Here is an 11744-nt window from a genome sequence, read left to right on the forward strand (position 1 = left end):
GCGCGGGTCCTTACGCCTTGACGCGCTTGACCTGGCTGCCGCTGCGCAGCGTGCCAAGGTTGTTGCGGACGATCTCGGTGCCGGCGTCCAGCCCGGAGACGATTTCCACCATGCCGCTGGCCTCATCGCGGATGCCAAGCTGCACCGGGCGCTCGGCCAGCGTGTCCTTGTCGATGGCATAGACAAAGGCGCGCTCGCCTTCCGTGCGCACCGCGGAGGACGGCACCGCCACTACGCCGGCACGCTCGCCCAGCACCAGCGCGCCGCGCGCGAACATGCCGGCGCGCAGCTTCTGGTCTGCATTCTCGACGCGGATATAGACCATGATGCTGCGCGTGCCCTGGCTGACGGCCGGGTTGATGCGCACCAGCTTGCCGGTAAAGCGGCCGGCGCCTTCCACGTCCAGCGCCACCGGCTGGCCGACCGCGGCGCGCGCCACGTCCGCCATCGGGATCGGTGCTTCCAGTTCCAGCACGCGCAGGTCGACCACGTCGACCAGGCGCGTATCCGGCGAGACCTTCTCGCCCGGCTGCACCGCGCGCGCGGCCACCATGCCATCGAGCGGCGCCTTGACCACGGTGTCGGCCAGCGCCTTCTGCGCCACCGCCAGGCCGCCCTGGGCCGCATCAAGGTTGGCGCGGGCGACGTCCAGGTCGGCCTGGTACTTGTCGAACGCGGTCCTGGAGATAAAGCCCTTGCCAACCAGTTCGCGGTTGCGCTCCCAGCTCTGGCGCGAGTTTTCGAACTGCCCGCGCGTGGCCAGCATCTGGCCGCGCGCCTGCGCGACCTTGGCCTCGTACTCGGTGGGATCGATGCGCACGATCACCTGGCCGGCGCGCACCGGCTCGCCCTCACGCACCAGCACCGCCTTGACCTCGCCCGAGACCTTGGCCTTGACCGAGGCCTGGTTCAGCGCACGCAGGCCGCCCGACAGCGGCAGCGACACCCGGAGGTCCTGGCGCGCAACGCTGACCAGGTCGGTCTGCAGGAATTCCACCACGTTGAGCGTCGGGGCCGGCGCCTGCGGCTGGCGCGCGCTGCCGGCCTTGCGCACGGCGACCGTGGCGGTCAGCGCAAGGGCGATGCAGGCGGCGGTGATCAGCAGGGTCTTTCGCTTCATGTTCAGGGGCCGGGTTGCGGCGCGGGGGGATCGGACTCAGTGTCGGCTTCCATGGCGGCGGCGCGTTGCGCCAGCATGTCGTCGCGGATGCGTTCCCAGATATAGGGGCCGGTCTGCGGCGGCAGCGGGCGATTGCGGGCGTCGCCGGTGGTCAGCCCGAACAGCAGAGTGTCCAGCAGGCCGTCCAGGAAGGCCTCGGGGTCGATGTCCTTCTCGGCGGTGGCACGCAGCGCGCGCTGCCACAGCATCAGGAACACCAGTGGCGCACAGACCAGCGTCGTGGTGGGGTTGGCCGGCATCGCGCGGAATTCGCCGCGTGCCACGCCGCGCGCCAGCACCTTGGCGAACAGCTCATCGCCCGGCACCATCACTTCCTGGTTATAGAAACGGGCGATGTCCGGGAAATTGGCCGACTCGGCCATGATCAGCTTGGTCAGTCCCGCCACCGGCGTGGCGCCGATCAGGCCCCACCAGCCGCGCAGCAGCTCGCGCAACAGCTCGGGCGTGCTGCCGTCGTAGGCGTCGACCAGGTCGGAGCCGCGCGCCAGTGCCGGCACCAGGTTCGCGCGCACCACCGACTTGAACAGCTCTTCCTTATTGGCGAAGTACAGGTAGACCGTACCCTTGGATACGCCGGCCGCGGCAGCCACGTCTTCCAGTCGCGTGGCCGCATACCCGCGCTCCACGAAGAGGTCGAGCGCCGCGGCCACCAGCTCTTGCGGGCGGGCAGCCTTGCGCCGGCTCCAGCGCGGGGCGTCGGCGTCCTTGTGCGGATCGGCGGGCGTTTTCACGGGTGGCTTGCGGGTACTGCGGGGCACGGGGGGGCGGGTCGGAAAGTTAATAACTTGTGGGTCAGTAATGTAGATGAGCGCCATGAGGGGGTCAAGCAGAGGCCGGCGACCCTCGGGAACACACCGAGGCGACACTGAGGCAAAATTACGACGTGTGGCGGGTTGTGCGCTTTTTCCGGCGAGGCCCGGGCGCGACTTACCGCGTTTTCCTTTTCTTACAGGACGGCAGCGGCCCTTCGGGCACAATGTCCCCTTTGTGCCGGCCGCCTGGCGGCCGTCCATCCTGAACCATCGTCATGAGTTGCCGGTCAGACCTTTCCTGCCGCGCGGGCTGCGGCGCCTGCTGCATCGCCCCGTCGATCGCCTCGCCGCTGCCCGGCATGCCTGGCGGCAAGCCGGCGGGCGAGCCGTGCGCGCAGCTGTTGCCGGATATGCGCTGCGCGGTGTTCGGCAGGCCGGACCGGCCTGCGTTCTGCGGCGGCCTGAAGCCGTCGGCCGAGATGTGCGGCGATTCGCGTGAAGCCGCGCTGCACTGGCTGACCCGGCTGGAAATCCTGACCGCGCCGCAGGCCGGGCCCGGGCGGCCCGGTCCGCTCGCATGACGCCTGGTACGCGACCTGACTATCCCGCAATCGGAGGCAATATGATCCGGACTTCCCGACGGCGCTGGCTCGCCGCGGCTGCCGCGGCCACGCTGGCCGTGGGCCTGGCCGCCTGCGGCGCCTTCCGCAATGAATACACCTTCTCGCAAAGCCAGCTGCAGGCGGCGCTGGAGCGCAAGTTTCCGTTCAACAAGCGCTATATGGAGCTGTTCGACATCCAGCTGGCCAACCCGCAGCTGACGCTGGACCCGGCGCGCAACCGCGTCAACGTGCAGTTTGACGCCATGGTCGACAACAAGCTGTTCTTCAGCCGGGCCCTGTCAGGGCGTTTTGCGCTCGACAGCGGCCTGCGCTATGACGAGCCCACGCGCTCGGTGGTGCTGCAGGACCCCGAGGTGCAGCGCTTCGACGTGCAGGGCATGCCCGCGCAGTTCTCGCGCCAGCTCAACGCGCTGGGCGGCATACTGGCCGAGCAGCTGCTGCAGGGCTATCCGCTCTATACCTTCCGCGAAGACCAGCTGCGGGTTGCCGGCATGAATGTGGCACCCGGTACAATCACCGTTTTGCCTGACGGCATCAACGTCAAGATCAACCGTCCCTGACCGGGGCGCTCAAACAACAATCCAGGCGGTCCGGCGCGCATGCCGGGCAACGCCCATGACCACGTTTCTCCGTTCCGCATGGAAATCGCACTTGCCCTGAAAGCCGTAATACTCGGCATCGTCGAAGGACTGACCGAGTTTCTCCCCATCTCCAGCACCGGCCACCTGATCCTGGCCGGCCAGCTGCTCGACTTCAACGACGAGAAGGGCAAGATCTTCGAGATCGTGATCCAGTTCGGCGCGATCCTGGCGGTCTGCTGGGAATTCCGTGCGCGCATCGGCAACGTGGTGCGCGGCCTGCGCGCCGACCCGCTGGCGCAACGATTCGCCGCCAACGTGGTGATCGCCTCGGTGCCGGCGATCGTGCTGGCCTTTATCTTCGGCAAATGGATCAAGGCCCACCTGTTCAACCCGATCTCGGTGGCGCTGGCCTTTATCGTCGGCGGCGTGGTCATCCTGCTGGCCGAATGGCGCGACGCGCGCCGCGGCACGGTCTCGCATCCGCAGGGCAATGCGCTGCTGGAGGCCGCCAAGGCCGGCGCGCCGCGTATCGAATCGGTCGATGACCTGAACTGGCGCGACGCCCTCAAGGTCGGCCTGGCGCAATGCTTCGCGCTGGTGCCGGGCACCTCTCGCTCCGGTGCCACCATCATCGGCGGCATGCTGTTCGGGCTGTCGCGGCAGGTGGCCACCGAGTTCTCGTTCTTCCTGGCGATCCCGGTGATCTTCGGCGCCACCGTCTACGAGCTGTACAAGGCGCGCGCGCTGCTCAACGCCGACGACCTCGGCATCTTCGCGGTGGGCTTCGTCTTTGCCTTCCTGTCCGCCTTCCTGTGCGTGCGCTGGCTGCTGCGTTTCGTCGCCACGCATGATTTCAAGCCGTTTGCCTGGTACCGCATCGCCTTTGGCATCGTGGTGCTGGTGACCGCATACTCCGGCCTGGTGTCCTGGCACGCCTGAGCGGGTTTGCCGCAGGCAACAAAAAAGCGTGGCCACGCTTTTTTTTGTTGGTCGGCCGCCAGCGCTCAGGCGCGCTTGCGGAAGACCACGTCCCACACGCCATGCCCGAGGCGCACGCCGCGCCGCTCGAACTTGGTCACGGGCCGGTAATCCGGCCGCTCGGCAAAACCGTCCGCAGCGGTCGAGGTGTTCTCCAGCAACGGCTCGCCCGACAGCACTTCCAGCATCTGGTGCGCATACTCTTCCCAGTCGGTCGCGCAATGGATATAGCCGCCCGGCTTCAGCCGCGCGGCCAGCACCTTCACCAGCGGCGGCTGCACCAGCCGGCGCTTGTTGTGGCGCTTCTTGTGCCAGGGGTCCGGGAAGTAGATATGCACGCCGTCCAGGCAGTCATCGGTCAGCATATGCGCGATCACCTCCACCGCGTCGTGCTGGAGGATCCGCACGTTGCCCAGGCCGCGCTCGTCGATCAGCTTGAGCAGTGCGCCAACGCCGGGCTCATGCACCTCGCAGCCCAGGAAGTTGTCTTGCGGCCGCAGGCCGGCGATATGCGCGGTGGTCTCGCCCATGCCGAAGCCGATCTCCAGGATCGACGGCGCCTTGCGGCCAAATACAGCCTCCCAGTCCAGTGGCTGTGGCGCGTACGGCACCATCATGCGCGGCCCGACTTCGTCGATGGCACGCTGCTGCCCGGTCGAGGTCCGTCCCGCGCGGCGCACGAACGAACGGATGCGGCGCGGATGCGCAACGCCTTCAGGATCGGCAGGGGAGGGGGCGGACGCTTGTCCGGCGCTGTCTACCGGCGCGGCGTCGTCAGCCGGCGTCGGTTCGGTGCTGGGGTCTTGGGGAAGCATGGCAACAAAAAAGCCGCCGGGCAGATCACCGTAATGGTGGCAAAGGCGGCTTGTCTCGACTGGAAGTGGAGCGGGCGATGGGAATCGAACCCACGTCTTTAGCTTGGGAAGCTAAGGTAATAGCCATTATACGACGCCCGCTATGGCTTATTGGGAGCGGATTCTAGCACGATTCTTGGCGCTGTCCATGCTCCGCAATGGCGTATCCGCTCCGCAATTCACTTCGTTGGCGCCACACGCTTACCTCGTCTCAAGTAATGCCGCTTCGTCGTACGCACGTCGGCGTGGCCCAGCAGGTCGGCCACCGCGGCGTCGCCCTTTTGGTCGCTAGTGTCCTCGGCGGCCTTCGCGCGCAGATCGTACAGTCAGAAGTTGGCCAGGCGCTCGGCGTGGTCGGGGTGGGCCTTCCCCGCGGCTTCCTTGGCCTTCTGGAAGTGCCAGCGAAGGGCTCCAGGTGCCCGTCCTGGACGTTCTGCTCGGCCAGCTCGAGCGCGTCGCCCTACGCGACTCCCTTAGCGGCTGGCACGTGGGTGGATGGTGTGGTGCAGCGCGTGAAGATCACCAACGCGAACACCGGCCCTCCCACGTACTCGCCGGATGGTCTGACTGCGATCCCGATCTACGGGTTGAACCTCTCAGCGCTGCAGGGTGGCGAGCTGCGCGCCAACTGCGTTGCCACGCTCGTGTAGCGCTGAACAGGCTGGATCTGACAGTTGCGCCGGTAGAGTGGCCAGAAGTACCAGCTTAGGCACTTGTACCTGCCGAAGTATCAAAGTTGTTACGCAAGGTGCCGATTGTGGGAGAATCGGCGCCTTGATACGGCTGTCTGTAACAATAATGATAACGAACCTCCAACTGGTTAGGGCGCTTGCGGCACTTGGGGTCGTGCTTTATCACACCGCCTTTGTCATTAAGGGTGGAACGCACACCGAGTTTCAGGGGGTCGCGATCTTCTTCGCCCTGAGCGGATTCTTGATGACGTATCTGGCGCAGGCAGAGACCAGTGCCCCGGAGTTCTTCGCCCGCCGGTTGATTCGCATCGTTCCCTTGTATTGGCTGATCACGCTCTTTTCAGTGCTGTGGTTTAGTTATGGCTTGGGCAATCTTCCTTATACGGTGCCGCTCGTTGCTCAATGGTTATTGCATGAGCCGAAGCAGATCTTGTTCTGGCTTCTTTCCAGCCACGGCCTTAACGACTGGGATTTGGCCGGCCGTGTCCTCAAGAGCTTCTTTTTCCTGCCCTACAAGAATCACGTAGGTGATATGCATCCGATCCTCGGAGTTGGCTGGACTCTGAACCTAGAGATGTTTTTCTATCTGGTCTTCTCGGTCTCACTCGCGATAGGCAAGAGGCTTGCGCCAGTCATTGCAGTGGCAGTAATCATTGGCGTGAAGGGCTTGGATCAGTTGACCGATGGTGCATTTCAGGTCCTGCACTTCTACGCCAACGAGTACACGTGGAATTTTGTATTCGGCATCGTTACGTACTACGTTTGGCGTGCTTTTCCGTCCGACCTGACTCGCTACAAGGCCCCGCTGCTGGTCTTGGTATTCGGGTTTGCGATCCTCTTCGTGATTGTCAATGCTGGCTCTCATGAGATGAGATTGCTAGTCAATGAGGTTGTTCCTGTTGGATGGCTTCTCTTCGTAATGCCTGCGCTCGTGATTCTCCTGTCCCTGATCCTGCATTCGGCTGGTGCTCGCGTTACTTCCAAGGTGGCGATCCTTTTGGGAGACGCTTCATATGCAATCTACCTGTGCCACACCATCCTTATCGAGACGATGCGGCCACTTGGTGAACGCTGGGGCTGGCTCAGCGCAAGCAAGAGTGTGCCTGGAGTGTTTATTGCCGTGGTGGGCAGTGTAGTGCTCGGCGTTTTGATTCACTGGTTCATCGAACGGCCCGTGATGAAGGCCTTGCGCACCAGGAAAAGTAGTCAGTCGCGGGATGGTTCAACGCAAACGCCGTTGGCAGCTTAAATCAAGCTTCAGATATTGCCGCCGCATAGGCGGTCTTTTTGCCCGCCTCGGCGGGCTTTTTCATTTATGGAGTCGATATGCCATTAACGGATCCGGCGGCGCTGCCCGGCGGCTAGAACATGGCCGCCTTCTTGGACATGCTGGCCTACAGCGAGGGCACGTCAATCGTTCCGGGGAGCGATGACGGCTACAACGCCAACGTCGGTCGGGCAATCTTCCGCGGTTATGACAAGCACCCGCGCATCCCGGTGCAGACCCAGTGGGGATGGAGCGACGCCGAGGGAAGGTACCAGATCATGGCTGCCATCCCGGGGCGCATCAAAACGGGCACCTGGGGCTGGGCCAGTCGCGCGTGCGGCGCCTCGGATTTCAGTCCCGCCGCACAGGACAAGGTCGCCGTCTATCTGATCACCCGCCGCGGCGCGCTTCCCGACATCCAGGCCGGCCGGCTTGCCGATGCCATCATTAAGTGCCGAAAGGAATGGGCCAGCCTGCCAGGCGCCGGCTACGGCCAGCGCGAGCACAGATTCGAAGCCCTCAGGGCGCAGTACCAGCTGCATGGCGGGGTTGATAGCGGGGTCTGACAAATGAACGAAGAAGTCGTGGTAGTAGCGAAGGTCGGCGGCGCAGCTGCGCTCGGTTCGGCGATTGCCTTGAGGTTCATTCCGGGGAATTGGTGGCAGCGCCTGCTCTCGTTTGTCGGGAGTCTGGGTATCGGCTGCCTTGTCGGCGGCTGTGCCGTGGAGCGGTTCGGCCTGGTGGCCGGTAGCTACACACACATGCTCGCAGTTGCCGCGGCGGCGGTGTTCGGCCTGGCCATCGTGAACAACGGGATGCAGCAGATCCCGGAGATCTTCGCCGCAGTGCGCAGGAAAACCCTGGGGAGTTGACCCATGCTTATGACGATCAACCTGGTGGCGAACGACATCATCTGGGGTGGCTCGATCTGGGCCGTGCTTACGCATAGAGTACCCAACCGGACCGGCGGCGCCATCGTGCTGTTGCCGGTCAACTTCGCCGCGCTTGGCAACATGGTCAGCCCCTGGGGCGTGCCCCAGCGAGCCCGAGATCGGCCTGAACCTCGCTGTCGCCCTTGGCGTGCTGTGGGGCGTCTGGCGGTTGGAGCTGCGGCACGTCGCGAAGCGGAGGCTGGCTTGATCCCGATGCCGACCAACATCCCGTGGCGCGGCTATCGGATGGGCGCTCGTAGCCGCCTTGCTGGTGGCGTCCGGCTGGGTTGTCAACGGTTGGCGCCTGGGCGGCCAGATCGAGCAGCTACAGGCCGCGCAGGCGAAGGAGAGGGAAGGGCAGGCTACCGCCTTAGCCGCGGTATCAGAAGCCGCGCGCACCGAAGAACAACGCAGGACAGAGAGGAATCGCCAATGCTGCAGGGAAAGAACGTGATCAGGCGCGGGTTGATGCTCGCGCCGCTGGTGCCGTTGCTGAGCAGCTGCGCGTGAGAGTTGCCCAGCTTGCCGCAGCCGCCCGCGCCGCCGGCAATACCGCCGCTCACGGCGGAAGCTCGGCAGCCGGCGATCCCCTCGATGTGCTTACCGACGTGCTCAGCCGGGCTGACGCGCAGACTGGCGGTCGCAATTAATGGCTCACAGGCACAGGACTTCGATGCCCTGGACGCCGTGCCTGGCGATTTCCCTCTTGATCTCTGCTTGGTAGTTCGGATTCGATACTAGCAGGACGTCCCCGTCCCTCGCGGCAGCGAAGAAATCCGCTGGCGCTCGGATTGCGACGTGTGAACCCGGCAGGTATTTTCCGCACTTCTGCGGATTCACATCGACGGCAAATCCCACGCGATCTACCAAGCGACGTTGGTTGCTGCAGTGAACCAGGAACATGCATCCCTTCGTTGCGGCGCCCCAGATATACAGATTCGATTCCGACTGCATATGGCTCTCGATCTCCGCAATCTTTGCTGGCACGCTCGGGAACAGGTCAGCGAAGGCCAGGTGTACCCATTCGCCGTTGCGGTATGCTTCCTCGAAGGAGGGGGCGACTTTGCTGATGTCTGCGACCACGTACTGGTACTGATCATTGAAGCAAAGTCCCGCCTCGACTTCGCCGTCAAAGAGCGCGCGTAGCGAATTGCGAGAGAAGTAGTTGACGTGCTCGTAGGTGATGTCGAAGAATGCCTTGTTCTCGGCAATCCAGTCCCAGCTCGGCACCTCGATGTAGACCTTGGCCTCGCTAAAAACCTCCTTCAGCATGGCTAGGAACTTGTGCGGAGCACGGACGTGCTCGAGCACGTGCCGAAGAACGACTAGGTCGGCTTTGATCCGGTCGTCAGCGTCCAGATAGCGCTTCTCGATCGCCGGATTCGTACCCTCGTAGGTAGCGTCGTACCCCGAGACTTTGAAGTGCCCGCTCGCTTGGGCTAGCTCCACAAAGTCTCCTTTCCCACATCCGACCTCCACAAGAGTCGCCCCAGCTGGGAAAGCTCTCTCCAGCGTACGGAGAACCACGGACATATGGGCCTGGAAGGCCTCCGAGTATGCCTGGCTGTTCTGGTAATTGTCGTCGTACTTGGCTAGAGTGGGGTCGAATGCAGCGTTCTCGATGAAATCGAGGTTCCGATTTCGGCGCAGCCGCATTTCGCCTTGCGTGTCTGGCGCCGTGGGGGCGCAGAGCGGGCTATTCGGTATCGTTGGTACGAGAAACATCTTGCTTATTCCTTCGCGCCCCAGAACGCCATCGGTTCATAGTCTGGGTATGGGTAGTATCCAAGGTTCAGTTGGATCGATGCGTCCTTGGCCCGGACCCGTTCTTCAACAAGCCTGCGGATCGATATGGGCTCGCCGCTACAGACGTTGAAGACGCCTCCAGAGTCGCCGGTATGGATGTCCATGACTTGCCGCGCCACTTCCTCTACGGGCAAGTAATCGCGCAATTGCTCTCCGCCACTCATGTTGAAGACTTTGTCGCCGTTCGCGATTGCGGTGTCGAGCTGGGCAAGGATTGACTTGGGGTTCTGTCCTTTCCCATACATATAGAACAGGCGAGCCCACTGCAGAGTGAATGGCGTTTCCGCCTGTAGCAGTTCTAGGAACTGCCGCAGGCTGTCCTTTGCCACTGCATACGGATTGGCCGGTCGTGGGGAGGCATCTGCGCGAATTGGACCGCTCTGAAAGCCGTACTCGAAGCATGTGCCCGTCACCAAGACCTTGGTCACGCCGGCCAGGACCAGTTGCTTCACCAACCGATAGTTCTTCGGCAAGTTCTCTTCGATATGGAGCATCGACTTGTAGTTAGGCAGGCCCTGCCATGCGAGATGGATCAGTGACGAGCCTGACTTCACGTCGAAATTTAGTGGATTCGTGTGGTAATCGAGCGAAACGAATCGCACGCCACCATACCAATCCAACCCGCGAGCCTTGTTTTCGTCGCGGGCCAGAGCCACGACTTCGTAACCGCCCTTGAGCAATAACGGGATCAAATTCTGTCCAATGAAACCGGTGGCGCCGGTTACGATAATTTGTGACACGTGGCATCTCCCTCACTCGGCATGACGATCGAGTTTATGCGTGATTGTATCGCCCTGCAGTGGTTATGCTGGGTGGCGCTTGATACGCTTGACACTGATTGGGGGGGCAGATAGCATTCGCCCGTCGCTGGATGGGCCGGCAGTCAGTGGCAGCCCATCTATGCCAAAGGCGACATGCCGACGCGTCCGCACGCGTCGGCACCTTTTCGCTTGAATCGCTCGGGGCGGCACCGCCCCAAGCTGCTTGATCTTCATCCAGTCGGGCAATCGCTCGCCGGACAGGTACACCGATCCCGCGCGCTTCGCCACCACTCCCTCCGGCGCCAGCGTCAGAGCGTGCCCGAAAAGCGTGGCGCCATCCTCAACGCTGTGACTGGTATTCTGGGTCGTATGGCGCCTTCCAGCCTTTTGCGACCCGGTCGATTGCATTCTGCTGGCAAACGCCCGCCTGAATCTGACGATGGACTTCAGCGTTAGCCGCATCGCTCTGGAATATTCGGGTGGTGATCGGCTCTTCCGCGGGGCATGGCTCAGCCTCTTGAGGTGCTGCAGCTACTACCTTGGCACTTTCTGGAACGAGGTCGCAGAACCAAGTCTTGCCATCGCAGCGCCTACCATCAGGATTGGTCCAGTATGCTAGGAATCCGAAAGCGAGGAATGCTATCAACAGGATTGCTGCCCGCCGGCTTGCAAACCTCCAAAAGTAAAAAACGGCTCCCGCCATGGCGATGACACCCATCCTGTAGATCTCCCCTTCACTGCGACTGTTCGTCGGCCTTCTTAGAATCATCCGCGCTGCCTACGAGACTGCCATAGGCCGTGTGGCGCCCGCATCTCCCATGGGTAGTCATATCAGTATCTAAGAGGCTATTTCAAACCGAAAAGGCGAGCATACCGCAAAGGCACACTGCCGCTCTGCGATGCTTGCCCTCGACTGCCTCCGAAGTCAGCGAATTGAACGTCTAGCGTGTGGCGCCGGCGAAGGTCTGGGCACGTCGAAAGCAGGGTGAATCGAGGCGGGATTTTGCTCCGCAGAACGGAAATCAGGCACGCAGGTATGCGGCTTTCCGGGCGGTCAGAGGAGGGTGATTGCGGAGCAGGAAATTGCCGGAAACGCGCGTAAATCCTAAAAACTTACTGAGCTTGGGAAGCTAAGCATAATAGGCATTATGCGACTCTCGCAGGGCACGCGATTCTATGCGGGATTGCCGAAGGCGCGCAAGCGGGTGACGTGGCGGCGGCTTCCGGAAGTGCTTCGGCTGCTACTAGGAAGCGCTAGACAGCATGAGCCATGGGAACCACTTGACACCCGAGATCGGCGAGGCGTTTGAGCAGTCGG

At 62.8% G+C, this 11744-nt stretch carries 14 protein-coding genes, 1 tRNA gene and 1 pseudogene; 9 read left to right on the forward strand and 7 right to left on the reverse strand.

All coding sequences use genetic code 11. The annotated features are described in order from the left end of the window. Positions 1 to 10: 10 nt before the first annotated feature. Entirely contained in the window at positions 11 to 1120 is a 1110-nt protein-coding gene (locus tag AC07UK_RS12285; protein WP_494686724.1) for an efflux RND transporter periplasmic adaptor subunit, read from the reverse strand. A 2-nt stretch (positions 1121 to 1122) separates the two neighbouring features. Next, positions 1123 to 1938 carry a TetR/AcrR family transcriptional regulator gene (locus tag AC07UK_RS12290; RefSeq protein WP_494686723.1) on the reverse strand — a complete coding sequence of 272 codons (816 nt, stop codon included), beginning with the start codon at positions 1936 to 1938 and terminating at the stop codon, positions 1123 to 1125. A 269-nt stretch (positions 1939 to 2207) separates the two neighbouring features. Here AC07UK_RS12290 and AC07UK_RS12295 point away from each other — a divergent pair, with 269 nt between their 5' ends. From AC07UK_RS12295 to AC07UK_RS12305, 3 genes are all read left to right on the forward strand, one after another. Next, on the forward strand, positions 2208 to 2513 hold the full coding sequence (locus tag AC07UK_RS12295; protein WP_494686722.1) for a YkgJ family cysteine cluster protein: 306 nt from the start codon (positions 2208 to 2210) through the stop codon (positions 2511 to 2513). Positions 2514 to 2554: 41 nt separating this feature from the next. After that, positions 2555 to 3115 (forward strand): DUF1439 domain-containing protein, encoded by a 561-nt coding sequence (locus AC07UK_RS12300; protein WP_494686721.1) that lies wholly within the window; start codon positions 2555 to 2557, stop codon positions 3113 to 3115. A gap of 78 nt (positions 3116 to 3193) precedes the next feature. Continuing rightward, the gene (locus AC07UK_RS12305) at positions 3194 to 4075 is read left to right on the forward strand and encodes an undecaprenyl-diphosphate phosphatase (RefSeq protein ID WP_436223101.1); all 882 of its coding nucleotides are present in this window, start codon (positions 3194 to 3196) and stop codon (positions 4073 to 4075) included. A 65-nt stretch (positions 4076 to 4140) separates the two neighbouring features. Here the strand turns inward: AC07UK_RS12305 and trmB are convergent, their stop codons facing one another. Both trmB and AC07UK_RS12315 read right to left on the reverse strand, forming a co-directional pair. Continuing rightward, entirely contained in the window at positions 4141 to 4929 is a 789-nt protein-coding gene (gene trmB, locus AC07UK_RS12310; protein WP_211980112.1) for a tRNA (guanosine(46)-N7)-methyltransferase TrmB, read from the reverse strand. A gap of 66 nt (positions 4930 to 4995) precedes the next feature. Further along, a tRNA-Gly gene (locus AC07UK_RS12315) sits at positions 4996 to 5070 on the reverse strand. Between the two features lie 410 nt (positions 5071 to 5480). Between AC07UK_RS12315 and AC07UK_RS12320 the strand changes: the two genes are divergently transcribed. The 6 genes and pseudogenes from AC07UK_RS12320 to AC07UK_RS12345 all read left to right on the forward strand — a co-directional run bounded on the left by AC07UK_RS12320 (position 5481) and on the right by AC07UK_RS12345 (position 8600). Then, positions 5481 to 5618 carry a hypothetical protein gene (locus tag AC07UK_RS12320; protein ID WP_494686720.1) on the forward strand — a complete coding sequence of 46 codons (138 nt, stop codon included), beginning with the start codon at positions 5481 to 5483 and terminating at the stop codon, positions 5616 to 5618. Positions 5619 to 5766: 148 nt separating this feature from the next. Further along, positions 5767 to 6909 (forward strand): acyltransferase family protein, encoded by a 1143-nt coding sequence (locus tag AC07UK_RS12325; protein WP_494686719.1) that lies wholly within the window; start codon positions 5767 to 5769, stop codon positions 6907 to 6909. Positions 6910 to 7028: 119 nt separating this feature from the next. After that, positions 7029 to 7493, forward strand: coding sequence for a glycoside hydrolase family 24 protein (locus AC07UK_RS12330; RefSeq protein ID WP_494686718.1), 465 nt, complete (start codon positions 7029 to 7031; stop codon positions 7491 to 7493). Positions 7494 to 7496: 3 nt separating this feature from the next. Further along, on the forward strand, positions 7497 to 7799 hold the full coding sequence (locus tag AC07UK_RS12335; protein ID WP_494686717.1) for a hypothetical protein: 303 nt from the start codon (positions 7497 to 7499) through the stop codon (positions 7797 to 7799). 485 nt (positions 7800 to 8284) lie between these two features. Then, positions 8285 to 8431, forward strand: a pseudogene (locus AC07UK_RS12340) (DUF2514 family protein); the annotation flags it as partial. Continuing rightward, positions 8382 to 8600, forward strand: coding sequence for a hypothetical protein (locus AC07UK_RS12345; protein WP_494693873.1), 219 nt, complete (start codon positions 8382 to 8384; stop codon positions 8598 to 8600). The pseudogene AC07UK_RS12340 and the gene AC07UK_RS12345, both read left to right, overlap by 50 nt. Here AC07UK_RS12345 and AC07UK_RS12350 read toward each other — a convergent pair. The 3 genes from AC07UK_RS12350 to AC07UK_RS12360 form a co-directional block, all read right to left on the reverse strand. After that, a complete protein-coding gene (locus AC07UK_RS12350; RefSeq protein WP_494686715.1) occupies positions 8514 to 9584 on the reverse strand; it encodes a class I SAM-dependent methyltransferase in 1071 nt (356 codons plus the stop codon). The genes AC07UK_RS12345 and AC07UK_RS12350 overlap by 87 nt on opposite strands. Before the next feature lie 5 nt (positions 9585 to 9589). Continuing rightward, positions 9590 to 10405, reverse strand: a complete 816-nt coding sequence (locus AC07UK_RS12355; protein ID WP_494686714.1) for an NAD-dependent epimerase/dehydratase family protein — start codon at positions 10403 to 10405, stop codon at positions 9590 to 9592. A 361-nt stretch (positions 10406 to 10766) separates the two neighbouring features. Then, positions 10767 to 11144 carry a hypothetical protein gene (locus AC07UK_RS12360; protein ID WP_494686713.1) on the reverse strand — a complete coding sequence of 126 codons (378 nt, stop codon included), beginning with the start codon at positions 11142 to 11144 and terminating at the stop codon, positions 10767 to 10769. Positions 11145 to 11744 lie beyond the last annotated feature (600 nt).

Source organism: Cupriavidus sp. GW821-FHT07C08 (assembly GCF_059419025.1).

Bases quoted from the DNA above. Each gene is read 5' to 3' on its own strand.
- AC07UK_RS12330 (WP_494686718.1), top strand. From the start codon at position 7,029: ATGGCCGCCTTCTTGGACATGCTGGCCTACAGCGAGGGCACGTCAATC.
- trmB (WP_211980112.1), bottom strand. From the start codon at position 4,929: ATGCTTCCCCAAGACCCCAGCACCGAACCGACGCCGGCTGACGACGCC.
- AC07UK_RS12360 (WP_494686713.1), bottom strand. From the start codon at position 11,144: ATGGGTGTCATCGCCATGGCGGGAGCCGTTTTTTACTTTTGGAGGTTT.
- AC07UK_RS12350 (WP_494686715.1), bottom strand. From the start codon at position 9,584: ATGTTTCTCGTACCAACGATACCGAATAGCCCGCTCTGCGCCCCCACG.
- AC07UK_RS12300 (WP_494686721.1), top strand. From the start codon at position 2,555: ATGATCCGGACTTCCCGACGGCGCTGGCTCGCCGCGGCTGCCGCGGCC.
- AC07UK_RS12305 (WP_436223101.1), top strand. From the start codon at position 3,194: ATGGAAATCGCACTTGCCCTGAAAGCCGTAATACTCGGCATCGTCGAA.
- AC07UK_RS12295 (WP_494686722.1), top strand. From the start codon at position 2,208: ATGAGTTGCCGGTCAGACCTTTCCTGCCGCGCGGGCTGCGGCGCCTGC.
- AC07UK_RS12325 (WP_494686719.1), top strand. From the start codon at position 5,767: ATGATAACGAACCTCCAACTGGTTAGGGCGCTTGCGGCACTTGGGGTC.
- AC07UK_RS12285 (WP_494686724.1), bottom strand. From the start codon at position 1,120: ATGAAGCGAAAGACCCTGCTGATCACCGCCGCCTGCATCGCCCTTGCG.
- AC07UK_RS12335 (WP_494686717.1), top strand. From the start codon at position 7,497: ATGAACGAAGAAGTCGTGGTAGTAGCGAAGGTCGGCGGCGCAGCTGCG.